21 protein-coding genes and 1 pseudogene are annotated in these 26,360 nt (G+C 69.0%); 12 read left to right on the top strand and 10 right to left on the bottom strand.

What is annotated here, in order from left to right; genetic code table 11:
- Positions 1 to 332: 332 nt before the first annotated feature.
- The 9 genes and pseudogenes from FPV16_RS13925 to FPV16_RS13885 form a co-directional block, all read left to right on the top strand.
- The gene (locus FPV16_RS13925) at positions 333 to 1,502 is read left to right on the top strand and encodes a polysaccharide biosynthesis/export family protein (RefSeq protein WP_227439003.1); all 1,170 of its coding nucleotides are present in this window, start codon (positions 333 to 335) and stop codon (positions 1,500 to 1,502) included.
- Positions 1,503 to 1,780: 278 nt separating this feature from the next.
- The gene (locus FPV16_RS13920) at positions 1,781 to 2,872 is read left to right on the top strand and encodes a branched-chain amino acid ABC transporter substrate-binding protein (RefSeq protein WP_227439023.1); all 1,092 of its coding nucleotides are present in this window, start codon (positions 1,781 to 1,783) and stop codon (positions 2,870 to 2,872) included.
- Positions 2,873 to 2,995: 123 nt separating this feature from the next.
- Positions 2,996 to 4,093, top strand: coding sequence for a TRAP transporter substrate-binding protein (locus tag FPV16_RS13915; RefSeq protein ID WP_227439002.1), 1,098 nt, complete (start codon positions 2,996 to 2,998; stop codon positions 4,091 to 4,093).
- Between the two features lie 439 nt (positions 4,094 to 4,532).
- Positions 4,533 to 5,951 (top strand): deoxyribodipyrimidine photo-lyase, encoded by a 1,419-nt coding sequence (locus FPV16_RS13910; RefSeq protein WP_227439001.1) that lies wholly within the window; start codon positions 4,533 to 4,535, stop codon positions 5,949 to 5,951.
- Positions 5,952 to 6,171: 220 nt separating this feature from the next.
- Entirely contained in the window at positions 6,172 to 7,542 is a 1,371-nt protein-coding gene (locus tag FPV16_RS13905) for a chloride channel protein (RefSeq protein WP_227439000.1), read from the top strand.
- Between the two features lie 48 nt (positions 7,543 to 7,590).
- On the top strand, positions 7,591 to 7,770 hold the full coding sequence (locus FPV16_RS13900; RefSeq protein ID WP_018044058.1) for a DUF1328 domain-containing protein: 180 nt from the start codon (positions 7,591 to 7,593) through the stop codon (positions 7,768 to 7,770).
- Positions 7,771 to 7,804: 34 nt separating this feature from the next.
- Entirely contained in the window at positions 7,805 to 8,665 is an 861-nt protein-coding gene (locus FPV16_RS13895; protein WP_227438999.1) for an SDR family oxidoreductase, read from the top strand.
- 130 nt (positions 8,666 to 8,795) lie between these two features.
- Entirely contained in the window at positions 8,796 to 9,047 is a 252-nt protein-coding gene (locus FPV16_RS13890) for a type II toxin-antitoxin system ParD family antitoxin (RefSeq protein ID WP_227438998.1), read from the top strand.
- 107 nt (positions 9,048 to 9,154) lie between these two features.
- A pseudogene (locus FPV16_RS13885) lies at positions 9,155 to 9,361 on the top strand (type II toxin-antitoxin system RelE/ParE family toxin); the annotation flags it as partial.
- A gap of 16 nt (positions 9,362 to 9,377) precedes the next feature.
- Here FPV16_RS13885 and FPV16_RS13880 read toward each other — a convergent pair.
- Positions 9,378 to 11,078: a lysine--tRNA ligase gene (locus FPV16_RS13880; protein ID WP_227438996.1), complete on the bottom strand. Its 1,701-nt coding sequence runs from the start codon at positions 11,076 to 11,078 to the stop codon at positions 9,378 to 9,380.
- Between the two features lie 264 nt (positions 11,079 to 11,342).
- On the opposite strand from FPV16_RS13880, the gene FPV16_RS13875 reads away from it, so the two are divergent.
- On the top strand, positions 11,343 to 12,848 hold the full coding sequence (locus FPV16_RS13875) for a calcium-binding protein (RefSeq protein ID WP_227438995.1): 1,506 nt from the start codon (positions 11,343 to 11,345) through the stop codon (positions 12,846 to 12,848).
- A 52-nt stretch (positions 12,849 to 12,900) separates the two neighbouring features.
- Here FPV16_RS13875 and uraD read toward each other — a convergent pair whose 3' ends face one another.
- From uraD to FPV16_RS13855, 4 genes are read right to left on the bottom strand one after another with little or no spacing between them, the layout of a single operon-like run.
- A complete protein-coding gene (gene uraD, locus FPV16_RS13870; protein WP_227438994.1) occupies positions 12,901 to 13,419 on the bottom strand; it encodes a 2-oxo-4-hydroxy-4-carboxy-5-ureidoimidazoline decarboxylase in 519 nt (172 codons plus the stop codon).
- Positions 13,420 to 13,423: 4 nt separating this feature from the next.
- On the bottom strand, positions 13,424 to 13,777 hold the full coding sequence (uraH, locus tag FPV16_RS13865) for a hydroxyisourate hydrolase (protein WP_027173093.1): 354 nt from the start codon (positions 13,775 to 13,777) through the stop codon (positions 13,424 to 13,426).
- Positions 13,778 to 13,828: 51 nt separating this feature from the next.
- Positions 13,829 to 14,371 carry a hydroxyisourate hydrolase gene (uraH, locus tag FPV16_RS13860; RefSeq protein WP_227438993.1) on the bottom strand — a complete coding sequence of 181 codons (543 nt, stop codon included), beginning with the start codon at positions 14,369 to 14,371 and terminating at the stop codon, positions 13,829 to 13,831.
- A gap of 46 nt (positions 14,372 to 14,417) precedes the next feature.
- Positions 14,418 to 15,680, bottom strand: coding sequence for an MFS transporter (locus tag FPV16_RS13855; RefSeq protein WP_227438992.1), 1,263 nt, complete (start codon positions 15,678 to 15,680; stop codon positions 14,418 to 14,420).
- 335 nt (positions 15,681 to 16,015) lie between these two features.
- Here FPV16_RS13855 and FPV16_RS13850 point away from each other — a divergent pair, with 335 nt between their 5' ends.
- Positions 16,016 to 17,086 carry an NAD(P)H-dependent flavin oxidoreductase gene (locus FPV16_RS13850; protein WP_227438991.1) on the top strand — a complete coding sequence of 357 codons (1,071 nt, stop codon included), beginning with the start codon at positions 16,016 to 16,018 and terminating at the stop codon, positions 17,084 to 17,086.
- Positions 17,087 to 17,117: 31 nt separating this feature from the next.
- On the opposite strand, the gene FPV16_RS13845 is transcribed toward FPV16_RS13850, so the two are convergent.
- On the bottom strand, positions 17,118 to 17,969 hold the full coding sequence (locus FPV16_RS13845) for a transporter substrate-binding domain-containing protein (RefSeq protein WP_227438990.1): 852 nt from the start codon (positions 17,967 to 17,969) through the stop codon (positions 17,118 to 17,120).
- Positions 17,970 to 18,103: 134 nt separating this feature from the next.
- Here FPV16_RS13845 and FPV16_RS13840 point away from each other — a divergent pair, with 134 nt between their 5' ends.
- On the top strand, positions 18,104 to 19,972 hold the full coding sequence (locus FPV16_RS13840) for a glycosyltransferase family 2 protein (protein ID WP_227438989.1): 1,869 nt from the start codon (positions 18,104 to 18,106) through the stop codon (positions 19,970 to 19,972).
- 4 nt (positions 19,973 to 19,976) lie between these two features.
- On the opposite strand, the gene FPV16_RS13835 is transcribed toward FPV16_RS13840, so the two are convergent.
- From FPV16_RS13835 to FPV16_RS13820, 4 genes are all read right to left on the bottom strand, one after another.
- Complete coding sequence (locus FPV16_RS13835) at positions 19,977 to 20,555, bottom strand: SCO family protein (protein WP_227438988.1); 579 nt, start codon at positions 20,553 to 20,555, stop codon at positions 19,977 to 19,979.
- Between the two features lie 117 nt (positions 20,556 to 20,672).
- Positions 20,673 to 21,782, bottom strand: coding sequence for a D-alanyl-D-alanine-carboxypeptidase/endopeptidase AmpH (gene ampH / locus FPV16_RS13830; protein ID WP_227438987.1), 1,110 nt, complete (start codon positions 21,780 to 21,782; stop codon positions 20,673 to 20,675).
- 150 nt (positions 21,783 to 21,932) lie between these two features.
- Positions 21,933 to 23,423, bottom strand: a complete 1,491-nt coding sequence (gene cysG / locus FPV16_RS13825) for a siroheme synthase CysG (protein ID WP_227438986.1) — start codon at positions 23,421 to 23,423, stop codon at positions 21,933 to 21,935.
- A 15-nt stretch (positions 23,424 to 23,438) separates the two neighbouring features.
- Positions 23,439 to 26,117, bottom strand: coding sequence for a nitrate reductase (locus FPV16_RS13820; protein WP_227438985.1), 2,679 nt, complete (start codon positions 26,115 to 26,117; stop codon positions 23,439 to 23,441).
- Between the last annotated feature and the right edge of the window lie 243 nt (positions 26,118 to 26,360).

Here is a 26,360-nt window from a genome sequence, read left to right as displayed (position 1 = left end):
GCCCCGGAAATTCGCATGGCGATCCGTCCACCGTCGAGCGCTTTCGGCCGCGAGACGAGGCGGATGCGGCTGAGTGTCTTTCACACAACTCCCGCCGCGCCGTCGTGCTCCGGGCGAGAGCCGACCTGGATCGGGAGTTGTGTGAGGCACTCTGTAGCCCTCTTCGCCGTCCAGTCCGCACCGGCACGGTAAGGTCTGGACGGCCGGCATGTGGGTATCGGGGATGATCGTTGCGCGTGTCCCGTCGGGGCGGGACTGTGTCCGGCCTGCCACGGACAGTGACGTGGCTTTGGTTTAGGCAGCGGATGAGAGAAACCGACAGGCGAAACTGCATGCGCACTCTGCCTATCGTCCTTATCACCACGCTTTCGGTGTCGGGATGCGGCGCCTTCCTGCCCGCCGCTGGTCCGTCGACCTCGGCCGTGGTGGACGGTGCGGATCAGGCGACGAGCGAGGGAACCTTCGCCCGCTACGAATTCATCGACATGAACTCCGCCGTGGTCGAGGCCCTGCGCGGGCGCTCCCTCGATAGCCTGTTCGCGTCCTTCGGCGACCGCCGCGCCCCGGCGGAATCGGTCATCGGTGTCGGTGACGCCGTCGCCGTCTCGGTGTTCGAGGCGGGTTCGGGCGGCCTGTTCTCCGGCCCCCTCACGGTCAATTCGTTCTCCCCCGGCTCGAAGGCGGCGCAGCTGCCCGAGCAGGTCGTGTCGCGCGACGGCGCCATCTCGGTCCCCTATGCAGGCCGGATCCAGGTGGCCGGCCGGCGGACACAGGACGTTCAGGCGCTGATCGAGACCGAGCTCGCCGGCAAGGCGATCCAGCCCCAGGTCATCGTCACCGTCATCCGACCGGTCTCGCAATCGGTGACGGTCGGTGGTGAATCCATCGGCGGCGCCCGCGTCCCGCTCGGAACCCAGGGGGATCGCCTCCTCGACGTCATCGCCACCGCCGGCGGCGTCAAGACGCCCGTCAACGAGACCTTCGTGCGCCTGTCGCGCGGCGGCACGACGGCGACGGTGCCGCTGACGACCGTGGTGTCGAACCCCAAAGAGAACATCTACCTGCGCCCCAACGACAACCTCACCCTGGTGCGCGATCCCCAGACCTTCCTCGCGGTGGGTGCGCTGGGTCAGGCGACCGAAATCCCGTTCCAGGCCGAGGGCATCACCCTGGCGCAGGCGCTCGCCAAGGCGCGCGGGCAACGCGACGCCGACGCCGACCCGACCGGGACCTTCATCTTCCGCTTCGAGCCGGCGGCCGTGGTGCGGCGCCTGAAGCCCGGAAGCCCGCTTCTCGGCACGCCGCTCGTACCGGTGGTCTACCGGGTCGACATGCGCGACCCCAACAGCCTGTTCCTCACCCAGGCGTTCCGCATGCGCAACCGCGACATGATCTACGTCTCGAACGCGCCGTTCACCGAGATCAAGAAGGTCCTCTCGGTCTTCGCCGCCGCGTCCCAGCCGATCACCACCGGCGTCCGCGTGGGCAGCGCGTTTGACTGAAGCACTCCCGATCCTCACGGATCGGGACAGGCCCTTCGATGGAGCCGCAGGATAGGTCGGACGGGCCGGGGTACTTGCGTTCTCGCTGGCCTTGCCGCACGGCATCCGCGATGCCATGGGTGCCCTGGGGTCACTCGCGGGGCTCGCTTGTCTTTCAGTGGGCCGGACGGGCGTTGGGGCGGGGCGACATGAGGATGAGACGGGTGGCCCGCTTCTTCGGGCCGGCGAGCGGGGTCGTTCGTAGGGCCCTGCCGGGGCGGGCGATCGGCGCACCGAGCATGGTCGCTTCCGGGCTCCTGATCGTCTTCTCCGTCGTTTCCTCCGCCCGAGCCGATGTCACGGTCGGCGTGGCGGTGCCGCAATCGGGCGCCTATGTCGCCGTCGGCGAGCAGGTCCTTCGCGGCGTCCGGGCCGCGGTGCGGGACGCCAACGCCAAGGGCGGCCTCGCCGGCCAGACCATCCGGCTCGACGTGCAGGACGATGCCTGCGATTCCAACAAGGCCGTGGCGGTGGCCAGGCACTACGCTCTGAGCGACGTGCGCCTCGTCGTCGGCCATGTCTGCTCCAACGCCTCGCTCGCCGCCTCGGAAGTCTATGCCGCCAACGGCATGACCATGATCACCGCCGCGTCCGTCGCCGCGAAGCTCACCGATCGCGGCCTGCCGAACGTCTTCCGGGTCTGCGGGCGCGACGACGATCAGGCCAAGCTCTCCGCCACCGTGCTGGCCGAGCGCTTCCGCGACAAGAAGATCGCCATCCTGAACGACCAGAGTCCCGGCTCACGGGCGCTGGCCGCCGCCACGAAGGACAATCTCAACCGGATCGGCATCAACGAGGCCCTGGCCACGGCCTTCGTCGCCAGCGACGCGGACGACGCGGCCCTCGCCGACCGCCTGAAGGACGCGGGCATCGCCGTGGCCTATTATGGCGGCGACGCCCAGGAGATGGGCCGCCTCGTGCGGATCTCGGCGGAGCGGGGCTTCCGGCCGCAATGGTTCGGCACCTCCGCCATCGCCACGCAGGATTTCGCCACCGCGGCGGGACCGGCCAGCAACGGCGTGCTGATGACCTTCTATCTCGATCCGCGCCGCAAGCCCGAGGCGGCCGCCGCCGTCCAGGTGCTGAAGGCCGAGGGCGGCGACGTGGAAGGCTCGACGATCTACGGCTACGCCGCCCTCCAGGCCTTGGTGGAAGCGGGCAACTTCGCCCGCAGCACGGATGCGAGGCGCATCGCCTCCGCTCTCCATGCGGAGCGCTTCGACCTCGTCCTCGGTTCGGTCGGCTTCGACGGCAAGGGCGACGTCACCGCCCAGGGCTACGTGCTCTATGTCTGGAAGGACGGGACCTTCACCTACGCACCCCCTCCGTGACAAAGTTCGGCCGGTGAGGCGGAAGCGAGGGCGTACGGGAAGGAATATCGGATCGATTTGTCTCCTGCCCCGTTCGTGAACGGACCGAGAGCCGGGGGAAGCGATTTCGTGAAGCGAGTTGTCATGGCCTCACACCCTGCGCGCCGCAGCCTGCTCGCCGCCGGATTGGGCGGTGCCGCCGCCCTGTCGATGGGGGCGGCCCGGGCCGAGACGATGCCCGAGACCCGTTGGCGGCTGGCCTCCCACTATTCGAAATCCCTCGATATCCTGTTCGGAGCGCCCGAGACCCTGTCCCGCCTCGTGGCCGAGGCGACGGATGGCCGATTCCAGATTCAGGTGCTTCCGCCAGGCGAGCCGGTGCCCGCCGAGGGCGTGATCGATGCCGTATCGGCCGGGACGGTCGAGATGGGGCATGCGCCGGCCACCCTCGGCGCGGGGAAGGACCCGACCTTTGCTCTCGCTTCCGCCCTGCCCTTCGGCCTCAACGCCCGCGGCCAGAATGCGTGGTGGCTCCAGGGGGGCGCCGCCGACCTGTTCGCCGAGGTCTTCGCCAAGCATGGGCTCGTGAGTCTCCCCGGCGGCAATACCGGGGCGCAGATGGGCGGCTGGTTCCGCCGCGAAGTGAAGACCGCCGCCGACCTCCAGGGCATGAAGATCCGCATCGGCGGTCTCGGCGGCCAGGTCCTGGCGAAGTTCGGCGCCGTACCGCAGGGAACGCCTGGGCCGGAGATCTATGCCGGCCTCGAATCGAAGGCCCTCGACGCGGCCGAGTGGATCGGCCCCTACGACGACGAGAAGCTCGGCTTGCAGAAGGTGGCGCCCACCTACCATTACCCCGGCTTCTGGGAGGGCAGCGCGATGCTACATTTCTGGATCGGCGCCGAGGCGTGGAAAGCCCTGCCGAAGGCCTATCGCGCGATTCTGCAGGCTGCCGCCGCGCAGGCCCATGCCGAGGTCCTGGCGAAATACGATGCCCGCAACCCGCGTGCCCTGCGCCGCCTGGTGGCCGCCGGCGCGCAGCTCCGGCCCTTCCCCCAGGACGTCATGGAGACGGCCCTGAAGCATTCCAACGACGTCTATGCCGAGATCTCGGCCAAGAACGCCGATTTCAAGCGCATCTACGAGGCGCTGAAGACCTTCCGGAACGAGGAATACCTCTGGTTCCAGGTGGCGGAATACACCTACGACAATTTCATGATCCGGGCGCGCGCCCGCGGATGAGCGCCGCGTGGCTCATGAGCACTGCGTGGCTCCGGCCAGAAAAAAGGCCGCTCCGAAGAGCGGCCCGAAGTCTAGGGAGGAAACGCCCAAGAAGGGCAGCAGGACCGCGACGCCATCGCGTTCCCGCAATGCACAATCTGAGCGTCCCGCACGGAATTGCAAGGTCGTTCGTGCAACGGCGCCATGCGTTTTCGTGTGACGCCACACTTCGTCATCCTTCTGTGTCGAAAATGTCGCGACGCAAGATCAGTGCAGTCTTTCCGCGCGCCGGCGCTGCCGGAGGCAATGACCGTGAGACGAGACGTCCCATCTGCATTGCCCGTGCGGTCGCGAATTCTAGTGCAGCCCTCTCCGTGACGGCCTGCTTATGAGATTGATAATTCCTGATTTCCCCCTGGTGGGGGCATAAACTTCGATGGTGACGGGGCGGTCTCACACGATGGCGATACAGGCGAAGCGGGTTCGAGAGCTGAACGACCTCGAACCGGATGCGGGCGGCTCCTACGTCCTCTATCTGCTGCAGCAGGCCAACCGGGCCCATTTCAACCCGGCCCTGGAACTCGCCATCGAGGAGGCCAACCGGCTCGGTCTCCCCGTCGTCGCCTGTTTCGGCCTGCTCGATGGCGCGAACGGGTTTCCCGAGGCCAATGCGCGCCACTACGCCTTTCTGCTGCAGGGGCTCGCCGACGCGAAGGCGGGGCTGGAGGCGCGCGGCATCCATTTCGTGATGCGCAAGGCGTCACCGGCCGAGATCGCCATCGACCTTTCGGCCAAGGCAGCACTCCTCGTCCTCGACCGGGGCTACCTCGCCATCCAGAAGCGCTGGTACGGGGAGATCGTGGAGGCGGTGAAGACCCGCGTCGTCCAGGTGGAGGGGGACGTGGTGGTGCCGGTGGAGGCCGCCTCCCCCAAGCACGAATACGCCGCCCGCACCCTGCGTCCCAAGGTTCAGAAGCTGCTCGACGAGTATGTGGAGGAGCTCAAACCCCGCACGGTGAAACACAAGGCCGGGCGCGGGTTGCCGAAGAGCGAGATCGACGTCTCGGACCCGGAGGCGGTGCTGGCGGGAATGAGCCTCGACCGCGAGGTCGCCCCCGTGACGCGCTTCAAGGGCGGCGAGACGGAGGCACGCCGGCGCCTGAAGGCCTATCTCGACGGGCCGTTCCGCTCCTATGGCAGCGACCGCAACCGGCCCGAAGCGGGGGCCGCCTCGCATATGAGCCCCTACCTGCATTTCGGGCAGATCTCGCCGGTGGAGATCGCCCTGGCGGTACGGGCATCGAAGGCGGGCGCGTCGGAGGACAGGGCCTCCTATCTCGAGGAACTGGTGGTGCGGCGGGAACTCGCCATGAACCATGTCCACTACACCGAGCGCTACGACAGTTTCGAACACGCGGTGCCGGACTGGGCGCGCAAGGCCCTGGCCGAACACGCCGACGACGAGCGCCCGCACCTCTACAGCGAGGCCGAGCTCGCCGAGGGCAGGACCCACGACGAATACTGGAACGCCGCCCAGGCCGAGATGCGGGTGACCGGCTACATGCACAACCACCTGCGCATGTACTGGGGCAAGAAGATCCTCGAATGGTCCCCGAGCGCGGAGGAAGGGTTCAAGCGCACCCTGCGCCTGAACAACCGCTACTTCCTCGACGGGCGCGACGCGAACTCCTTCACCAACGTCGCCTGGGTCTACGGCCTGCACGACCGCCCCTGGGCACGCCGTCCGATCTTTGGCACGGTGCGCTACCAAAGCGAGAACTCGCTCCGGAAGTTCGATGCCAAGGCCTATCTCAAGACCGTCGGCGAACTCTGCCACGCCGAGGAGAAGGCGGGGAAGACACCGCGCAAGAAGAGCTGAGGGGCGGTATGCGCCTTGCGTCGCGGACCTTGCTTAGGGAGTGTCCTCGGGCTTTGAGTTCGTATCGGCACAAGCGCCCTGCCCTCTCGTGATCCTCCCCGTCATTCCGGCACTGCGCAGCAGAGCCCGGAATGACGGGGTCGGTTCGCGAACTTCCAGCCCACCCGACGATCGATCGAGCGCAGCACCGTGAGTTCGAACTCCGCGCAGGCCGGTGGCCATGCTTGAACCTGCTCCCGCCTCCCCTCTGTCGCGGACGCGCTGGGCGCGTTTGCGCGGTGCGGCCTCCGATGCCGCGCCGCTGTGGCGCCAGCGATTGCTATTTATCATCGGCGGATTCTGCGTCGGGCTCGCCGCCGTGGCGATGGCCAAGCTCGCCGACCTCGCTCAGGACGTGTTCCGCTCTGTGACGGCACCCTCGCCTTTCGTCGCCCTGGCGGTGACGCCCATCGGGTTCGCCATCGCGGTGTTCCTGTCGATCCGGGTCTTCCCGAACTCGCAGGGGTCCGGCATCCCCCAGGTGATCGCGGCGCGCCACACGGCCGACGCGGCCGTGCGCGATGCCCTGGTCTCCCTCAGGACGGCTCTGGGCAAGATCCTGGCGATGACCTTCGGTCTGGCCTGCGGCGCCTCCACCGGGCGCGAGGGGCCGACCGTCCAGGTGGGCGCCGCGATCATGGCCGCCTTCGGCCGGCTCGACGCGGAACGCCTGCCGGGCGTCATCCTCGCCGGCGGGGCGGCGGGCGTCGCCGCCGCCTTCAACACGCCCATCGCCGGTATCGTCTTCGGCATCGAGGAACTGAGTCGGACCTACGAGGCGCGCACCAGCGGCCTCATCATCGCCACCGTGATCGCGGCCGGGCTGACCGCGCTGGCGATCCAGGGCGACTACACCTATTTCGGCACCACCAAGGCCGTCCTGCCCTTCGGGCCGGGTTGGCTGGCGGTGGCGATCCTCGGCGTCCTCGGGGGCATTGCCGGCGGCGTGTTCGGCCGCGTCACCATCCTCTTCGCCAGGGGCCTGCCGGGGCGGATGGGTACCGCCATCCGCCGCCGCCCCATCGTGTTCGGTGCCCTCTGCGGGCTCGGTGTCGCCCTCTGCGGCCTCGCCTCCGGCGGCACGGTCTACGGCACCGGCTACGAGGAGGCCCGCGCCATGCTCCACGGTACCGATACCGGGCATCCGGCCTACGCCCCGCTGAAATTCCTGGCGACGGTGTTCTCTTCCATCAGCGGCATTCCCGGCGGCCTGTTCGCCCCCTCCCTCAGCGTCGGGGCGGGCATGGGTGTCTGGCTGCACGGCCTGTTCGCGGAGGTGCCCCTCGGCGCCCTGGTGCTCATCGGCATGACCGCCTACCTCACCGGCGCGCTGCAGGCGCCGATCACCGCCTTCGTCATCGTCACCGAGATGACCCAGGACCACGCGATGATGATCCCGCTGATGGTCACCGCCCTCATCGCCGACGCGGTGTCCAAGCTGATCTGCCGCGAAGGGCTCTACCACGCCCTGGCCGGGATCATCCTGGAGAAGGCCGAATCCGGTGCCGCGCCCGTCACCGCGTCGCCGCGCAAGCTTGAGCGGAACGCTTGACCCGGCAGGAGGGTTATCGGTCGTTCCGCACGCTGGAGTTTTGCGCGTATGACCCTTCTCAAATGGGCCCTCATCTGTTTCGTCATCTCGCTCCTGGCGGGCGGCCTCGGCTTCACCGGCATCGCTTCTGGCGCGCGTTCCTTGTCGCGTATCCTGTTCGGGGTGTTCCTGGTGATCGCCATCGTGATCGTCGTGCTCGCCCTGGCGGTCGGCCAGGCGGTCTTCTGAGCGGGGACCGGGTCGGGGGGAGTCCGTGACGTCCTTGGCGAACGCCGTACCCATCCCCGGCAAGATCTGTCTCGTGACCGGCGCCACCTCGGGCATCGGCTACGAGACGGCCCTGGGCTTGGCACGGGCGGGGGCCCGTGTCGGGATCGTCGGGCGGGATGCCGGCCGCACCGACGCGACGGCGTCCCGCATCCGCAACGCCGTTCCCGGAGCCGTCATCGACGTGTTCCTCGCCGATCTCTCCTCGCAGGCGGAGATCCGGCGTCTCGCCGCCGAGGTGCGCGCGCTGTACCAGCGCCTCGACGTGCTCGTGAACAATGCCGGAGCCATCTTCGATGCCCGGCACGTGACAGTAGATGGTCTGGAGCGGACCTGGGCGCTCGACCATCTCGCCTACATGCAGCTGACCCTGGAACTCCTCGACCTGATAAAGGCGAGCGCGCCCGCCCGCATCGTCAACGTTGCCTCGATGGCGCATAAGCGCGGCCGGATCGACGTCGAGGACATCGACAGGGCGCGCCGTTACGGCGCCGTGAAGGCCTATTCTCAGGCCAAGCTCGGCAACGTGCTGTTCACCGCCGCCCTCGCCCGGCGCCTCGCCGGCACCGGTGTCACCGCCAACTCCCTCCATCCCGGCGTGATCGCCAGCGGGTTCGCCGGTGGCACCGGGGGGTGGTTCGGCGTCAGTTGGTCGCTGATCCGGCCCTTCCTCAGCAACCCCGCCGATGGTGCGGCGACCTCCCTGCATCTGGCGACCTCGCCGGAGGTGGACGGTGTCAGCGGTCTGTACTTCTCGAAATGCCGCCCCGTCCCGACCTCTCGCCACGGTTGCGATCAGGCGCTTCAAGAACGGGTCTGGGCGCTGAGCCTGCGGCAGCTCGGACGGACGGAATAGGACGACGGCTGCCTGCCGGTGGAGACGGGCCGGTGGGATCGCCTGATGTCGGCCCCTTCTCAAACCGCTCCCATATCAAAAAATGCACCGTTTATGGTATTCCTTGCATCCTTTTGGGGGCGAGGACGGCATGAACGTATCGGTTGGCGACCGGTGCGAGGGGTTCATCTCCCGCATCGTGCAGGATGGCCGCTATGCCTCGGCGAGTGAGGTGGTTCGCGAAGGCCTTCGCCTCGTCGAAGAGCGCGAAGCCAAACTCCAGGCCCTCCGCCGGACCTTGAGCGACGCCGTCGAGGCGGGCGGTCACGCGAGTGAGGACGAGATCGATGCCGCGCTCGCGGCAAAGAGCGTGGAACTCAAGGCCCTGGGTTACGGGGAGTGAGCAAGGTTCGGTTCCTCCGCTTCGCGCGAACCAACCTCGTTGATATCCTCGTTCACGTCACCGAAATGAGTGGCAGCCTCGCCACCGCGTAGGGGTTCGTCGCGCGGCTTCGCCGTCAATGCCATCTATTGGCGACGCTCCCGAGACGGCACGGTCGGGCACGTCCTGAATTACAGAGCGACCTACGCAGCTTTCCTTGCGAAAACTACGTGATCTTCTTCCGCTATGATGCCGGGACGGTGGAGATTGTCGCGATCCTGCATGCCAGCCGGGATTCCGGTCCTCACCTCACCGATCATCCGGACAGCGGATGATCGGTGAGATCGAGGGTCACGCGAGAGAGGCTGTCTCGGACGAGGCCGGCACGAACGCGCCGGACAATGCCTTCTCGATCAGTGCCTGCGTTTCCGCCACGCCGTAGAGCGCGATGAACGAGCCGAAGCGCGGTCCGCGCGCTTCGCCGAACAGCACGTTGTAGATCGTCGTGAACCAGGCCTGCGACACGCCGGGCCGTCCGTCGGGGCTCTTGGCCTTGCCGGATAGGTCGGGGAAGTGTCGCCGCCCGACCTCGTAGACCACGGCCTGCAGCCCCTCCGGATCGGTGGAGCCCTTCTGGGCATCCAGCGTCTGAGACAGGTCGGCGAGGGCCGCCCTCTCCTCCTCCGTCGCCGCGCGGTAGGTCTTGGCCGGGCGCACGAGATCGCGGAAATAGGCGAGCGCGTGGCCCACCAGCTTGTCGAGGACCGGATGGGTCTGCGGCCCGATCTCCGGGTCGTAGCGGCGGATGAAGCCCCACAGCACCGCCGGGTCCTCGGTATTGGCCACCGCCGCGAGGTTGAGCAGCATGGCGAAGTTCAACGAGCCGCCCTTGCCAACGGCTTCGGCCGCCGGTGGATGGCCCGCATGCAGGTGCCAGACCGGGTTGCCGAGCTGCTGCGCCGGTTCCTGGCCGGGGAACTTCTCGAGGAAGTTGAGGTAATCGTCGACCTGGCGCGGGATCATCTCCACGAACAGACGCTTGGCCTCGCGCGGCTTGTTGTACATGAACAGGGCGAGACTGTCGGCGGTGCCGTAGACGAGCCAATCGTCGATGGACAGGCCGTTGCCCTTCGACTTCGAGATCTTCTTGCCCTCCTTGTCGAGGAAGAGTTCGTAGTTGAACCCTTCCGGCGGCTCGCCGCCGAGGGCGCGGGCGATCTCGCCCGACAGCTTCACCGAATCGATCAGGTCCTTGCCGGCCATCTCGTAATCGACGCCCAGCGCCACCCAGCGCATCGCCCAGTCGGGCTTCCATTGCAGCTTGGCGTGGCCGCCGGTGACCGGGGTCTCGTAGGCGGTGCCGGTCTTCGGGTCGCGCCAGACCAGGGTGCCGGCGGAGACCCGCACCTCGTCGATGGCCACCTGCATCACCTCCCCGGTCTCCGGGTGCAGCGGCAGGAACGGCGAGTAGCTCGCCGAACGCTCGGCCCGGAGCGAGGGCAGCATGATCGCCATCACCGCCTCGTAGCGCTCCAGCACTGTGAGGAGGGCCGTATCGAACAGGCCGGCCTTGTAGCATTCGGTGGCCGAGCGGAACTCGTAGTCGAAGCCGAAGGCATCGAGAAAGCGGCGCAGCTCGGCATTGTTGTGCGCGCCGAAGCTCTCGTGCGTGCCGAACGGATCGGGCACGCGGGTGAGCGGCTGGTTCAGCGCTGGGATCAGGATCTGCTTGTTCGGCACGTTGTCCGGCACCTTGCGCAGGCCGTCCATGTCGTCCGAGAAGGCGATGAGGCGGGTCGGCACGCTGTCGTTAGTGAGCACGCGGAAGGCGTGGCGTACCATGGAGGTGCGCGCCACCTCGCCGAACGTGCCGATATGCGGCAATCCCGACGGCCCGTAGCCGGTCTCGAACAGCACCTCGCTCTTGGGTTTGCGCTCCAGCCTTGCCACGAGCTTGCGCGCCTCCTCGAAGGGCCAGGCGGCCGCATGGGCGGCGGCCTCCACCAGGGCGGGATCGAGGACGAGCGGCGACGAGACGGGCGGGGCGGACATGGAATTGGCGTCAGTTCTGCGAGAAGACACGGGACGGCCGGAACCGGCCGGATGCGGCCCGGCACCCTAGGGAGCGTGCCGGGGAGGGTCAACGCGGAGGGGCAACGCGAGTCGCCGGCGAGGCTGGGGCCAAGGTCGCCTGAAACTAGGCTTTAATGCTCGGCGCCTTATGCAAGCGGGCATTCCCGACCTTGGCGACGAGCGAGACGGGCGGGAACCATGCCGCGGCCCGATCCCGGCGTATCCAGCGGAAAGGCGACCCCGATGGCATCCGTTTCCTTCACCCTCGACGACGACTACGAGTCCGCCAAGGCCATCCGCCTGGAGCGCAACCCCCTCGCCTCCTATGCCGGACCGGCCAGCAGCCACGCCTTCGGTCCCGACGGCCAGGGCCGCTTCATCCTGAACGATACCGGCGCCATCGACGATGGTGGTTCGACCTTCACCGATGCCGCCCGACCCGTCCCGGGTGGCTACGCCGCCCTGACGAGCGACCGCTACGCGGTCTTCCTGGACATGTCCGACAACACGGCATCGTTGAGCCTGACCGGCGGGACCTTCGGAGATGTGCTCCGGGGCGGAAGCGGCGACGACATCCTCAGCGGCGGCGGCGGCAACGACGTGTTCGAGGGCGGCGAGGGCGACAACGTCATCAAGGGCGGCGCCGGTTCCGATACCGTCAGCTACGAGCACGCCCGGTACAGCATCGAGGTGTATCTGGAGGATTCGCGCGCCTACACCGCTCCCACCGGAGACGAGGACACCCTGTCGAGCATCGCGAATATACGCGGCACACGCTTCGGCGATGTGCTCACGGGAGACGGCCGCGCCAACCGCATCGAGGGTGGCGCGGGGGAGGACGTCATCGGCGGCGGCGGTGGCGACGATGCCCTCGACGGTGGCGCCGGGGATGACAGCATCAATGGCGGCGGCGGCGACGATCTTATCGAAGGCGGCGCGGGCGCGGACGCCATCCGCGGCGGCGGCGGGATCGACACCGCGAGCTACGAGCATTCCGCGTCCGGGGTCACGATCAATCTCTTCCGCACTTATCAGGTCAGCGGCGGCGATGCGAACGAGGACATGCTCTACGACATCGCCAATGTGACGGGCAGCCACGACGGCGACCGGCTCGCGGGCGACGGCAAGGACAACACCCTCGACGGGAACGGCGGCGCCGACAGGCTCTATGGCAACAACGGCAACGACCGCCTGATCGTCTCGGCCACCCCCGTCGAGGTCGATGGCGGCGCGGGACGGGACGTCCTGATCGTCGAGGTGAACCCTTACCTCGAAACGATCCACTTCAGCGACGAGACCTTCTCGGCCATCGAGAAGGTGGCCGTCCGCAGCGACGGGTCCATCGATATGAGGGATGTCACGCTCGGAACGTCGATCATCTCACAGAGCGTCGCGGGCGATCACGGCAAGATCATCGGCACCGCCGGGGATGATCGCATCAGGGCGGGAAGCGGCGGCGACCGGATCGACGCCTGGAGCGGCGACAACACCGTCCTCGGCGGTGTGGGCAAGGACCAGTTCATCTTCCGGTCGGACAAGGGCCGCACCGAGATCCACGATTTCGAGCTCGGCAGGGACAAGCTGAACGTGGTGCCGCTGACGACGAATTTCGATGACGTCGTCATCACGTCGGTCCACGGCGGTGACGACACCCTCGTCACCTTCGCGAAATACACCGGCATCGAGCATCGCATCATCCTGCACGATGTCGCCGCCTCGTCGCTCGGCGAAGGAAACTTCATCATCTGATCCGGTCCGCACACGCGGTACCGGGTTCCTCCGCTGCAAACCCCGGGCGTTCTCAGTCGCCCGTCCCGGAGATCAGCATGTCCAGGCGCATCCGCGTGATCGCGCCGATCTCGTCGAGGGCGGTCGCCTCCTCCTCGGCCCGTCCCCGTCGGAGCCGGGCCTCGAACACCGCGAGGATCTCGGCCCGGCTGCGGCTGCGCACGGCGATGATGAAGGGGAAACCGAACCTCTCCCGGTAGGCGGCGTTCAGGCGGTCGAAGGCCGCTAGATCCTCGGGCGGCAGGTGGTCGAGGCCGGCGCTGCCCTGCTCGCTTGCGGACTCCGCGGTCATTGCCCGCGCCCGGGCCTCGGGGCCGGCGAGTTCCGGGTGCCCGTTGAGGAAGGCGAGGCGCCGCGCCTTGGGCGCATGGCGCACCGCGTCCATCATCGCGGCGTGCAGGTCGGCGACACTGGCGAAGGGTCGCGCAGGGGCCACCGCCTCGGCGACCCAGGTCGCATGTTCGAACACCCCGCCGAGCAGGGCGACGAAGGCGTCCCGCTCGAGACGATGGATGGCGGCCAGATCCGGCAAGGGCTCAGCTCCCGCGATAGGTGGTGCAATTGCCGGGCGTGCACAGCATCGGCACATGGTAGTGCTGCTTGGCGTCGAACACCGCGAACCGCACCACCGGGTTGTCCACGAAGATATCCGCCTCGCTCACGCCCGGCCGGCTCTTCAGGTAGCCGTCGATGAAGAATTCGAGCTGGTACTGGCCGATCTTCGCCTCGGCCGCCGGCAGGATCGGCGCGTCGGTGCGCCCGTCTGCATTGGTGACGACGCTCTTCACGAGGCGCCAGCGCCCCTCCTCCATCACCGAGAAGTCGATGCGCACGCCGGGCGCGGGGCGCCCGCGCTCCGAGTCGAGGATATGTGTCGTGATGCCGGCCATCGGGTCTCTCGGATCGTGTCGTGACGGAGCGGTTGCGGAGGGTCGGGGTTTTCAGCTGCCGCGATAATACGAGTAGCCCCAGGGCGTGAACAGGATCGGCAGGTGGTAGCGCTGGCTCGCGTCGCGGATATGGAAGTGGATCGGCACGAGGCCGAGGAAGTTCGGGTTCGGCAGCGCCACGCCGATCCGGGCGAAGTATTCCTCAAAATGCATCAGCAACTCGTAGCGCCCGGTCTTCAGGGCGTCGTCGATGAGGAGCGGCTCGGGCGAGCGGCCGTTGGCCCCCGTGGTGATGGTCTTGAGCGGCCGGTAGGCGTCTCCGTCGAGGACGGAGAGGTCGCAGACCATGCCCGCGCCCGGCGTGCCGTGGAAATTGTCGATGGCGTGCATGGTGAGGCGCGGACCGAGGCCCGATTGCATCGTCGGGCCGGTGGTCAGGGCTCCCGGCTGCGCCGGAGCCGAAGACGGGGCGGGCGCGCCCTGGGCCAGTACGGTGCCGGTGGCGGCGACCGTGCCGCCGAGACCGATCCCGGCGAGGCCGGCTCCAACGAGGCTGCGGCGCGTGAGGACGGGTCGCTCAGGGGGGTGGTTCAACTGTGTCTCCTGCAGAGGGCCGGTCCCGGCGCGACCGGGAGCGGGTTCAGGCCGGCTCATGGGCGGCGCGGGCGGCGGCCCGGCGCTCCAGCGCCGGGGTGGCGGGCGGGACGAAGGCGAGGATCAGGACGATCGTCGCGAGCTCGAAGGCCGCGACCAGCCACAGGCCGGCCGAGGCCGAGCCGGTATGCTCGCGCAAATAACCCATGACCGCCGGGGCTCCGAAACCTGCGAGGTTGGCCACCGAGTTGATCAGGGCGATGCCGGCTGCGGCGGCGGAGCCCGCCAGGAACCGGCCGGGAATCTGCCAGAAGACGGGGATCGCGCTCATGGTGCCGACGATCGCCACGGCGAGCGCCAGCATCGCCAGAACCGGGCTCGTCGGGACCAGGAACCCGACGAGGGCGATGGCCAGCGCCCCGATCGTCGCCGGTACGCCGCAATGCAGGCGCGCCTCGCCGGTCCGGTCGGAATGGCGCCCGTTGAGGATCATCCCGATGCCGCCGCACAGATACGCTGCCGACATGATCCAGCCGACGGTGAGCGGATCGGTGAAGCCGGCATCGCGCACCACGCTCGGCCCGAAGAACGTCAGGGCCGAGTTCGCCATGATGATGCAGAAGAAGATCGCGATGCACTGCCAGACCCGGACATCCTTCAGCGAGGCGAGGATGCGGTGTTCCCGTGGACCCAAGGCTTCGGCGTCGCGGGCGAGGTCGGCCTCGATCAGTGCCCGCTGTTCCGGCGTCAGCCAGTTGGCTTTGGCGGGGCGGTCGGTGAGGTAGAGGAGCGTGACGAATCCCGCGAGGATCGAGGGGATGCCCTCCAGCAGGAACACCCATTGCCAGCCGGCCCAGCCGTTCACCCCGTCCATGCCGGTGAGGATCGCCCCGGCCAGCGGCCCGCCGATCACCCCGGCAATCGCCGAGGCCGACATGAAGAGCCCGAACACCTTCGCCCGCCGCTCGCTCGGGTACCAGTAGGTGAGGTACAGGATCACGCCCGGATAGAAGCCGGCCTCGAACACGCCGAGGAGGAAGCGCAGGACGTAGAAGAAGGCCGGCGTGGTGACGAACATCATCGCCACGCAGCAGACGCCCCATAGAAAGGTGATTCGCGCGATGGTCTTGCGGGCGCCGATGTACTCCAGCAGCAGGTTGCTCGGCACCTCGCACAGGAAGTAGCCGATGAAGAAGATGCCCGCGCCGATGCCGTAGACGGTCTCGCTGAATGTGAGATCGGACAGCATCTGCAGCTTGGCGAAGCCGATATTGACCCGGTCGATCCAGGACAGGATCCAGAGCGCCATGAGGAACGGCAGAAGGCGCCATGTAATACGGCGGTAGGTCGCGTCGAGAGCCGGAGGTGGTCCGGACGACGACGCACGATGAGCCGGATATGACTGAGCCGCCATTGATCGCCCCGAGGTCAGCCACACCATCGGCGCCCATGAAACCTCGGCGAAGGACCAGCAATATATGGACCAGTATCGCATGTGACCCGACGATCGATCGGGCCGCGAATTCCGGCCTGTCCCTCGCCTCTCCGGGCGTCGTCGCGATCGGATCCGGTTGCCGAGCGGGTGGACGTCGTCCTGGTGCGATGGTGTAGACAGGTGGCTCCTGACCGCAAGGAAACCGCATCATGTGGCCCGACAGACGCTTTCTCGATCTCGTCGGTCTGGATCACCCCATCGTCCAGGCGCCGATGGTCGGGCCTCGGGCCGGGCTCGCGGCGGCCGTGTCCGCCACCGGCGCCCTCGGGTCGCTGGGTTGCGCCGCGCTCAACGCCGAACAGGTGCGCGGCGAGGTGGCCGTGATCCGCCGGGGCACGGATCGTCCGTACAATCTCAATTTCTTCTGCCACGCGCCGGCCGCCCCCGATCCGGCCCGCGAAGCCGCATGGCTGGAGCGGTTGACGCCCTATTACCGTGAGCTCGGCCTCGACCCGGCGGCGCCGGTGGCCATGGCCAACCGCGCGCCCTTCGACGAGGCGATGTGCGCCGTCGTGGAGGATCTGCGCCCGGCGGTGGTCAGCTTCCATTTCGGGCTCCCGGACGCCGCTCTCCTCCGCCGCGTCAGGGAGGCGGGCTGCCTCGTCGTCTCCTCTGCCACGACGGTGCGCGAGGCCCGCTGGCTCGAGACACACGGCGTGGACGCGATCATCGCGCAAGGGGCCGATGCCGGCGGCCATCGCGGCATGTTCCTTACGGACGCGCTCGAGTCCCAGGTCGGCACCTTCTCCCTGGTGCCGCAGGTGGTGGACGCGGTGCGCGTACCGGTGATCGCGGCGGGCGGCATCGCCGATGCGCGCGGGATCGCCGCGGCGCTCACCCTCGGCGCGTCCGCCGTCCAGATCGGCACCGCCTACCTCCTCTGCCCGGAGGCCGGCATCTCCGCCGTCCATCTCGCCGCCCTGCGGGCCGCCCGCGACGAGGAGACCGCGCTCACCAACGTGTTCACGGGTCGCCCCGCCCGAGGTCTCGTCAACCGCGTTCTGGCGGAACTCGGCCCGGTGAGCGCCGACGCGCCGGCCTTTCCCTCCGCCGCCGTCGCGCTCCAGCTCCTGCGCCAGCGCGCGGAAGCGGCAGGCTCGGGCGATTTCTCGCCGCTCTGGTCGGGACAGGCGGCGGCTCTGGCGCAAGAAATGGGGGCTGCGGACTTGACCCTGCGGTTGGCGGACGAGGCGGGCGGGATGCTGAAGCTCCGCGGCTAGCCCGACTTCCCGATGGGGATGGGCCGGCGAGTCAGAACGGACTGACGGGGAAGAACCGCAGGTACAGCTCGGCGTATTTCCCCTCGTCCCAGAGCCGTTGAAGGGCTTCGTCGAGGGCGCGCGAGAGGGCCGTGTCCTCGCGCCGGGTAACGAGGCCGATGCCTTCGCCGAAATAGCGGTTCTCCAGGTAGTCGCTGCCCACCAGCGCACAGCAATTCGAGGAATCGATGCCGCCGATCCACAAGGCGAGGTTGAGCCCGTCGGCGAAGACGTAATCCACATCGCCGCGCCGGAGCGCCCCTTCGGCGGTGGCGAGGTCTGTGAAGTCGCGCGCTTCGGCCTGGGCGAAGAACGCCTTCAGATAGGCCGCGTGCGCGCTGCCAGTGACGATGCCGACGGACTTGCCGGCCAGCGCCTTGGCCGAGGGGGCGGGCAGGCCCTTGTCCGTGCGGGCCGCGAAGCGCGCCGGCCAGCGGAAATACGGACGGGTGGCGAGAAAGCGGCTGCGCAGGGTCGGGGTGAGCGGAATCGCGGCCGCGACCACGTCGCCCTGCCGGTCGGCCAGGGCATCGAGCAGCGTATCGAACCGGCGCGCCTGGATCGTGCAGTTGAGCGATAGGCGTTCGCAGACCGCCCGGACGAGTTCCACCACGAAGCCGGTGGGTGCGCCGTCCGGGCCGGCGAAATGCAGGGGCGGAAATTCGTCGTCGGTGAGGAAGCGGACAGCGCGCGCCGTTTGCGGAGCCTCGATCCGTTCGAGGCGGCTGCGCGGATTCCAGAAATTCGGGATCGTCACCCCCGGAGAGGCCGTGTCCCGCGAGGCCGTATCCTGCGCTGTCGTGTCTTGCGCTGCCGCCGGCCAAGCCGAGAGCAGCGCCAACATCAGCAAAGCGGCAGCGCACCACGTGGGGCGGCTTGACGGTTTGGTTGTATCTGTGGCGCATTGGTTGTGCGCGGGAATCGTCTGGCTCACGGCTCTCCCCTATCACGTTCCCGGGCCTCGGGGAGCCGGTTCCGGTGTCGATCCTCGGTTTCAGGAGCCTGCGCGGCGAAACGGTGGCATTGCCGCCCGAGATCGCGTTTCTCCTGAGCCACGCCGCCTCCCCGATGCTGCTGGCGAAGGCCGCCGCACTGGCGCGGGCGAGCGGCACCGATGCCGCCACCGCCCTGATCCAGTCCGGGCTGATGGAGGAGGAACGCTTCTACCGCGCCCTCGCCCTTACCCTCGGCGCGCGCTATCTCGGCGAGACCCTGCCCCTCGGCACCGGGGCGCGGTTTCCCGACAGTCTGGTCGCGGGTGTTGCGCCCCTTGATCCGGGGACTGGGGCCGCCTTCGTCTACGCGCCGCGGGGACGCGCCGTCGTCGAATTGCTGCAGGGGCACAGCCCCACCGGACTGATGCCGGCGATCACCACCCCGACGGCCCTGCGCCACGCGATCTTCGCCCAGCGCCCGGCGGGAATCGCGGCCCATGCCTCGGACGACCTCCTCAGGCGGAGGCCTGACTGGGCCTACAATGCCGCCCCCGTGGCGCCGCTCCTCGCCCTGGCGGGCCTCATCTTCGGCGCGTTCCTCGTCGCCCTGGCCTGCCTGCCGGCGCTCCTCGTCACGGCGGTCTGGGGTCTGGTGCAGGTCGGATTTCTCGCCCTGCTCACCTTTCGCGTGGCCGCCATCGGCCCGACCAGCGGGATCGCGCCGGAGAACACGGCCGGGCAAAGGATGCCGGACGGCGACCTGCCGGTCTACACGGTGTTCGTCGCCCTCTACCGGGAGGCGGCGGTGGTGCCGCGCCTGCTGGGGGCGCTCACGCGGTTCGATTACCCGGTGGCGAAGCTCGACATCAAGCTCCTCACGGAAGCCGACGATGCCGCCACGGCGGGGGCGCTCGCGCGTCTCACCCTGCCGGCGCATGTGGAGGTCGTCGTGGTGCCGCCGGGGCTGCCGAAGACCAAGCCGCGCGCCCTCAACGCCGCCCTGCCCTTGGCGCGGGGACGCTGCCTCGTCGTCTACGACGCGGAGGATGTGCCCGATCCCGGCCAGTTGCGGGCGGCGGCCGAGGCCTTCGCCCGCGCCTCCCCGCGCGTTGCCTGCCTGCAGGGCCGCCTCGTCATCGACAACGCCCGCGATTCCTGGCTGACCCGGTGCTTCGCCCTCGAATACACCGCCCTGTTCGACGTGCTTGGCCCGGCGCTGGCCGCATGGCGGCTGCCGACACCGCTGGGGGGGACCTCCACCCATTTTCGCACCCACATCCTGCGCGCCGTCTACGGCTGGGATGCGTGGAATGTCACCGAGGATGCCGATCTCGGCCTGCGGCTGGCCCGGGCCGGCTATGATGTCGGCGACCTTCCGAGCAGCACGATCGAGGAGGCGCCGGCCCGCTACGGGCCTTGGCTCAACCAGCGCACCCGCTGGATGAAGGGCTTCCTCCAGACCAGTCTCACCCATGGCCGCACCCCCCTGGCGACCTTCCGCGAACTCGGCCCCCTGGCGAGCCTGTGTGCGCTGGCCCTCATCCCCGGCACTGTGGCCTCGGCTCTGGCCTATCCGTTCCTGATGCTGCCGGCCGTGGTCTCCCTCTGGCCGGGCCGGATCGAGGCAGGGAGCGATTTCTGGGCGAACCTGCCCACGGGCACGGCGATCACGGTGCTCGTCTCCGGCTTCGTGGCGATGCTGCTGCCGGCCTATATCGGCTGCCGGCGCCGGGGCTGGCACGACCTCGTCCCGTTCGTGCCGCTGCTGCCGGCCTACTTCCTGCTCGTCAGCCTCGCCGCCTGGCGCGGAGTGATCGAACTGATCCTCGCGCCCGACCGCTGGAACAAGACCGAGCACGGCCTGTCCCGCACCTCGCGGAGCGGGGCGTTGACACCGCACCCGCCGCGATGACGCGTCACAGCGCCTTGGCGAGTTCCGCCGCCGCCTGGTCCGCGGGTTTCGTCAAATTGAGGGCGTTCACGAAGCGGTTCCCGCCATCCATGATGTAGACGAGCGCCGTGTGCTCCATCGTGTAGTCGCCCTCCTTGGTCGGCACCTTGCGGACATAGGCGCGGTAGCCCTTCACCGCTGCGGTGACCTCCTCCGGCGAGCCGGTGAGGCCGACGATGCGGGGGTCGAAGCTGGCAAGATAGGTCTTCAGCGCCTCCGGCGTGTCGCGCTCCGGATCGACCGCGATGAACAGCGCCTTCGTGTCCTTGCCCTTAGGGCCGAGCGCCTGAAGCACGTCGCCGATCTGCTGCAGCGTCGTCGGGCAGACGTCGGGGCAATGGGTGAAGCCGAAGAAGACGAGATGAGTCGCTCCGGCAAAATCGCGCTCGGTGACGCGCCGGCCGTCCTGGTCCGTCAGGGTGAACGGCCCGCCGACGCTGCTGGTCGCCACCTGACCGGCCTTGGGCACGAGCAGCACGGTGGCCGCGACGCCGAGCGCCACGAGGCCGAGGGCGAAGAGGATGAGGGGAAGGGCACGCCGCATGGGAAGTCTTCAGGCCGGTTCCGGAGGGATGCTGCGGCAAGAGCATGGGCCGGGGATGCGGGCAACCGTCAATGTGTCGCCGGGGGCGGCATCGGGGAAATCGGGGTCTCGCCCAGGTCAGCGGGTCGCGAGGGCGGCGATCAGCTTGTGGGTCGTGCTGGTCAAGGCGGAGAACGCGGCGAAATCGATGCTGTTGATCACGACGAAGACCCCGACATCGCGCCCCGGCGCGAAGGCGATGTAGCTCATGAAGCCGGCGCCTCCCCCGCTCTTTGCCAGCAGCGCCGGTTCGTTCCCCTTGGCCGCCAAGGCGACCCAGCCGAGGGCGAGGCCCGCCATCGGCGAGGCTTCGTCGAAGCCGATCGCCGCCGGCATCGATTGGCGCGGGCGGTAGACCGCATGGCTCAAGGCGAGCGCGCCGCTCTTGGCCATGACATTGTGCCGGAGCCAGCGCGCCATGTCGTTGCCCGTGCTGTAGAGCCCGCCGCTGCCGCCCGTCGCCTGCGTGTCGACGCAGGTGGCCGGGCCGCCGAGGCCCGAGCCGATCATCAGCCGCGCACATTGCTCCGGCGTCGGCGACAGTCCCGTATCGGCCATTCCCAGCGGCGTGGTGACGTGGCTGCGCAGCAACTGGGAATAGGGCGCGCCCCCCGCCGCGCCGACGGCATCGGCCAGGAGGTCGAACCCCACATTCGAGTAGGACGTGACGGTGCCGGGAGCCCAAGGCAGCGTGTATGTGCCGAGCCAGGACCAGCGGTCGTCGCGGGTCGGCCAGGCGCGGGGGTTCGTGCCTTCGGGAGCGTGTCCCATCTCGCGCGGAAGGGCGCCGGAATAGGTCGCCAGATCGAGCAGGGTGATGGGCCGCCCTTCGAAGGCGGGAACCTTCGCCTCCGGCGCGAAGCTCTGCAGCGGATCGGCGAGGGAGAGCTTTCTCTCCGTGGCAAGGGAGGCCAGCACTTCCGTGGTGAAGACCTTGGTGACGGAGTTGAGCCGTACGAGACTCGTCCCGTCAGGCGTGATCCCGTTGCCTTTCTCGGTCTCGCCGTAGCCGCGAATGAAGGTCCCGTCCCCGCGCACGACCACCAGGATCATGCCGGGCGCGCCGGATTCGAGGAACAGGACCTCGCCGGTGAGGTCCGTCGCCGCCGCGATCACCGGATCGTCGGCGCTCGATGCGGGCGTGGCGGCCAGAAGAGACAGAGCGAGGGCGAGGACAACGAATCGCATGATGGTATGGCGCTGCTCCGACCCGGATCGGAACTCTACACGCTTTGGCTGCAGCGCGAGCCCTTCGGTCAGCAGGAGAGCGGCGCGACATTACCGATCTTCACCGTTTCACGCCGACTTGGAAGGGGAGTGCCTGCGAACCGGCGCTTTTCAGATCGCGAGCTTGCCTTCGATCGCGGAGACCGCGGCCTCGGCGCCCATGCGGCGCAGGGCCTCTCCCACCATCAGCAAGGCCGGCCCCTCGAAGCCGGATGCCTCCACCCGGTCCGCCAGATCGGCGGCGGTACCGCTGACCACGGCCTGATTCGGCCGGGTGGCGTTGAAGACGAGGAGCGCGGTGGTGTCGGGAGCCAGACCTTCGACGGTGGCGCGGTCCAGCAGCACGCGCAGGGTCTTCTTCGGCATGTAGACCACGGTGGTCACGCTCGGGTCCGCGAGCGCGCCCCAGTTCAGATCCTCCGGCAGGGCGCCGCGGCGGTCGTGGCCGGTGACGAATTGCAGGCGCCGCGCCGCGTCGCGGTTGGTCAGCGAGACACCGAGGGAGGCAGCCGCCCCCTGCGCCGCCGAGATGCCGGGGACGACGCTCACGGGGATGCCGGCCTGATGGCAGGCGTCGATCTCCTCGCCGGCCCTTCCGAAGACCAGCGGATCGCCGGATTTGAGGCGCACCACCTGCTTGCCGGACTTGGCGAGCTGCACCATCAGCGCGTTGATGTCGTCCTGGCGGCAGGAGGGGCCGTGCCCGGTCTTGCCCACCAGCATGGTGCGCGCCTCGCGGCGGGCATAATCGAGGATCTCGGGCGCCACGAGGTCGTCGTAGAGGATCACGTCGGCGTTGCGGAGGGCCCGCAGGGCCTTCAGCGTCAGGAGCTCGGCATCGCCCGGCCCGGCGCCGACCAGCGTAACGGCTCCGCCCTTCGGCGCGGTCTCGGTGTGATCGAGGAGTTCGGCCAGATCCGTCTCTGTGGGGACGCGATCCGGCTCGGCGAAGGCGCGGTCCGTGAAACGCTCCCAAAAGGCGCGGCGATCGGAGAAGGCGTGGAAGCGGCCCGTCACCTCCTCGCGCCAGTCGCGGGCGGCGCCGATCCAGGCCTTGAACCCGCGCGGGAGCATGCCCTCGATCCGGGCGCGCACGGTCTGGCCGAAGACCGGGGCGGCGCCCTCCGTGGAGATGCCCACCACCATGGGCGAGCGGTTGACGATGGCGCCGAACTTCACGTCGCAGAGATGCGGCCGGTCGACGGCGTTGACGATGGCGCCGGTTGCCCGCGCGGCTGCGACGAAGGCGATGCAATCGGCCTCGTCCTCCATGGCGCCGATGCAGAAGGCGGCGCCCTGGAGGTCGGCGGGCTGCCACTGGCGCTCGTGCAGGGTGACGCTGCCGGCGACGATCTCGCCCGGCACCGCGCGCAGCTCGTCGCTGGGCTCCGGCGCGTAGACGTCCACGTCGGCGCCGGCGGCGGCGAGCAGCTTCACCTTCCACGGCGCCCCGCCATTGGAGCCGGCGAGCACCGCACGCTTGCCCTGCAGCGGCACGAAGACCGGCAGCACCGCAAGCGGTTCGAGGCCGGCATGTCCGGCGCCCTCACGGGCGGCGATTCCGGCGGGTCGGGTTTCCCGGGGCTGGCGGGGCGTGCTCATCCTATGAAAATGAGCTTATGCGGCGTCGCGCGCAAGCGCCTGCGGCAGCAGCTTGCGGATCTCTGGGATGCACGAGCCGCAATTCGTGCCGGCCTTGCAGGCGACGCCCACCGCCTCGACGCTGTGCGCCCCGGCCGCGATGGTGGCGGCGATGACGTCGAGCCCGACCCCGTGGCAGGCGCAGACCGTCGGTCCGGCCGACGCCGTCTCGGCCCGGCCGGAGAGGAGCGCGCGCCGGGCGGAGGGTTCGAGATCGTCGGCGGCGAAATAGGCCTTCTCCGATTCCCAGCCGGGTTTGGCCTCACTTGGTGCCAGGGCGAGGCACGCGACGAGGCGGTCACCGTCATAGGCGGCGAAGCGGTAGCGGCCACGGGCGTGGTCGGCGTATTCGGCGATCTCGAGACCCTGGAACATTCCCCGCAGCATCAGCGCCACCTCGCGCGAGCTCTCCTGGGTGGCGAAGTGGAGGCCTGAGCCGCCCTGGATCGTGGCGCGCGCCCACCACCAGCCGGCGGGGAGCGACCTCTGATCGCGGGTGAGCAGGAAGCCGCGGCTGCGATAGACCGCCGGCGCGATGGCGGCCGGCGTCGCCTTCAGCTCGGGCTGCCCGGAAACCGGATCGGGGATGCCGCGTGCGAGGGCGCCGACCCTCCCCTCCGAGGCCGTGGCCCCGCTCCAGTGGAAGGCGGCGAACAGGTCGCCCCGGCGCATTCCGCCGCTGACCATGACTTCGAGCACCGTGGTGCCGTGGGCGGTGGACACCGTGGCGAGGCCGCCATGGGTGACGCCCATCGCCGCCGCATCGTCGGGGTGGATCTCGACGAAGGGCACGTCGCGGTGAGCCGAGAGGCGCTGGCTCTTTCCGGTGCGGGTCATCGTGTGCCAATGGTCGCGCACGCGGCCGGTATTGAGCACGAAGGGAAAGTCCTCGCTCACGGCCTGTGCCAGGGCCGGGGGCTGCACCGCGACGAAGCGGGCGCGCTTGTCGAAGGTGAAGAACTGCCCGTCGGCGAACAGGCGCTGCTTGCCGTCCCTGGCCCCGCGCTTCGTCAGCGGCCATTGCAGCGGCTTTGCGCCGGCATAGGCCGCGTCCGAGATGTCGCTCACCGCGCCGATGTCGAAATCGCGGGTGCCGTTGTTCTCGAAGGCCGAGAGCGAGGCATGCTCGCGGAAGATCGCGGCGGCGTTGGGATAGGCGAAGGCCTCGCCGTGGCCGAGGCGCTTGGCGACGTCGCTGATGATCGCCCAGTCGGCCCGCGCCTCGCCGGGGGCCTTCAGGAAGCTGCGCTGACGCGAGATGCGCCGCTCGGAATTGGTGACGGTGCCGTCCTTCTCGCCCCAGGCCTGGGCCGGCAGGAGCACGGTCTTGCGGCCCGTCGCCATGGCGGTGTCGCTGTCGGCGACGGCCTCGGACACGACGTAGAGATCGAGCCCCTTGATCGCCTCGCGGATCGCGTCGGCGCGGGGCATCGACACGACGGGGTTGGTGCCCATCACCCACAGGGCCTTGATCTTGCCGCGCTCCACCGCCTCGAACAGGGCCACCGCCTTCATGCCTTCGCCGGTGATGATGCGCGGCGCGCTCCAGAAGCGGCGGACCCGGTCCACCTCCTCGGGGGCGAAATGCATGTGGGCGGCGAGCATGTTGGCTAGGCCGCCGACCTCGCGCCCGCCCATGGCGTTGGGCTGGCCGGTGAGGGAGAACGGCCCGGCGCCGGTCTTGCCGATGCGGCCGGTGGCCAGATGGCAGTTGATGATGGCGTTGCCCTTGTCGGTCCCTTGGGCCGACTGGTTCACCCCCTGCGAGAAGGCGGTGACGACGCGCTTCGTGCGGGTGAACAGCGCGAAGAAGGCGCCGACATCCGCGTCCGAAAGGCCGGTGGCGGCGGCCGTCGCGGCGATGTCCGGCGCGATCGAGCGGGCGCGCTCGAGCGCCCCCTCGAAGCCCGTCGTGTGGTCGAGGACGAAGCGGTAATCGAGGGCGCCCGCGCTTGCGAGATGCACGAGGAGGCCGGAGAACAGGGCGGTGTCGGTGCCGGGCTTGAGGCCGAGAAAGAGGTCGGCCTCCTCCCCCGTCTGGGTCCGGCGCGGGTCGATCACCACGAGCTTGGTGCCACGCTTGGCGCGGGCATCGACCATGCGGCGGAACAGGATCGGGTGGCACCAGGCGGTGTTGGACCCCACCAGTACGATCACGTCGGCCTCGTCGAGATCCTCGTAGCAGCCCGGCACCGTGTCGGAGCCGAAGGCGCGGCGGTGGGCCGCCACCGCGCTCGACATGCAGAGGCGCGAGTTGGTGTCCACATGCGGCGTGCCGAGGAAGCCCTTCGCGAGCTTGTTGGCGACGTAGTAATCCTCGGTGAGGAGCTGGCCCGAGAGATAGAACGCGATCGCATCCGGGCCGTGCTGCTCGGCGACCTTGCGCAGGCCGCCGGCCACGGTGCCGAGCGCCGATTCCCAGCTCGCGCGCACGCCGTCGACGGAGGGATGCAGCAGGCGGCTGTCCAGGGACAGGGTCTCGCCGAGGGCCGAGCCCTTGGAGCAGAGGCGGCCGAAATTCGCCGGATGCTCGGAATCGCCGGCGATGCCCGCCCCTCCGAACCCGTCGGGGGTGGCCAGCACGCCGCAGCCGACGCCGCAATACGGGCAGGTGGTCTTCACGGCGGCGGCGGGTGCCTGGACGTGCGCGTTCATGGCGAAATCCTCGGCGGGTTCCAGGGTTTAAAGGGCAGCAAGAGTCGGGCCGGATGTGCGCATCTTCCTCCCCCCTCTGCGGGGGAGGGTGGCCCGCGAATGCGGGTCGGGAGAGGGGAGCACTGCCCCATTCGGAGAGGTCGCGCTGCCCCTCTCCCGCCTGCTCCGCAGGCACCCTCCCCCACCCCCAGTCGGGCCTGCCCGACTTGGGCAGTCAAAGGCAGACCTCGGGCAAGCCCGAGG

Source organism: Methylobacterium sp. W2 (genome assembly GCF_020662345.1).
GTDB lineage: Bacteria > Pseudomonadota > Alphaproteobacteria > Rhizobiales > Beijerinckiaceae > Methylobacterium.
Note: the sequence above shows the minus strand (reverse complement) of the source record. Positions and strands in the feature narration are given on the sequence as shown.

What these genes read in the sequence shown, in the direction of transcription:
- FPV16_RS13910 (WP_227439001.1), top strand. Translation starts at nt 4,533, where the DNA reads ATGGCGATACAGGCGAAGCGGGTTCGAGAGCTGAACGACCTCGAACCG.
- FPV16_RS13855 (WP_227438992.1), bottom strand. Translation starts at nt 15,680, where the DNA reads ATGGCGCTCTGGATCCTGTCCTGGATCGACCGGGTCAATATCGGCTTC.
- FPV16_RS13845 (WP_227438990.1), bottom strand. Translation starts at nt 17,969, where the DNA reads ATGTTGGCGCTGCTCTCGGCTTGGCCGGCGGCAGCGCAAGACACGACA.
- FPV16_RS13850 (WP_227438991.1), top strand. Translation starts at nt 16,016, where the DNA reads ATGTGGCCCGACAGACGCTTTCTCGATCTCGTCGGTCTGGATCACCCC.
- FPV16_RS13835 (WP_227438988.1), bottom strand. Translation starts at nt 20,555, where the DNA reads ATGCGGCGTGCCCTTCCCCTCATCCTCTTCGCCCTCGGCCTCGTGGCG.
- FPV16_RS13875 (WP_227438995.1), top strand. Translation starts at nt 11,343, where the DNA reads ATGGCATCCGTTTCCTTCACCCTCGACGACGACTACGAGTCCGCCAAG.
- uraH (WP_027173093.1), bottom strand. Translation starts at nt 13,777, where the DNA reads ATGGCCGGCATCACGACACATATCCTCGACTCGGAGCGCGGGCGCCCC.
- FPV16_RS13890 (WP_227438998.1), top strand. Translation starts at nt 8,796, where the DNA reads ATGAACGTATCGGTTGGCGACCGGTGCGAGGGGTTCATCTCCCGCATC.
- FPV16_RS13915 (WP_227439002.1), top strand. Translation starts at nt 2,996, where the DNA reads ATGGCCTCACACCCTGCGCGCCGCAGCCTGCTCGCCGCCGGATTGGGC.
- FPV16_RS13820 (WP_227438985.1), bottom strand. Translation starts at nt 26,117, where the DNA reads ATGAACGCGCACGTCCAGGCACCCGCCGCCGCCGTGAAGACCACCTGC.
- FPV16_RS13900 (WP_018044058.1), top strand. Translation starts at nt 7,591, where the DNA reads ATGACCCTTCTCAAATGGGCCCTCATCTGTTTCGTCATCTCGCTCCTG.
- FPV16_RS13920 (WP_227439023.1), top strand. Translation starts at nt 1,781, where the DNA reads ATGGTCGCTTCCGGGCTCCTGATCGTCTTCTCCGTCGTTTCCTCCGCC.
- ampH (WP_227438987.1), bottom strand. Translation starts at nt 21,782, where the DNA reads ATGCGATTCGTTGTCCTCGCCCTCGCTCTGTCTCTTCTGGCCGCCACG.
- cysG (WP_227438986.1), bottom strand. Translation starts at nt 23,423, where the DNA reads ATGAGCACGCCCCGCCAGCCCCGGGAAACCCGACCCGCCGGAATCGCC.
- FPV16_RS13905 (WP_227439000.1), top strand. Translation starts at nt 6,172, where the DNA reads ATGCTTGAACCTGCTCCCGCCTCCCCTCTGTCGCGGACGCGCTGGGCG.
- FPV16_RS13925 (WP_227439003.1), top strand. Translation starts at nt 333, where the DNA reads ATGCGCACTCTGCCTATCGTCCTTATCACCACGCTTTCGGTGTCGGGA.
- FPV16_RS13880 (WP_227438996.1), bottom strand. Translation starts at nt 11,078, where the DNA reads ATGTCCGCCCCGCCCGTCTCGTCGCCGCTCGTCCTCGATCCCGCCCTG.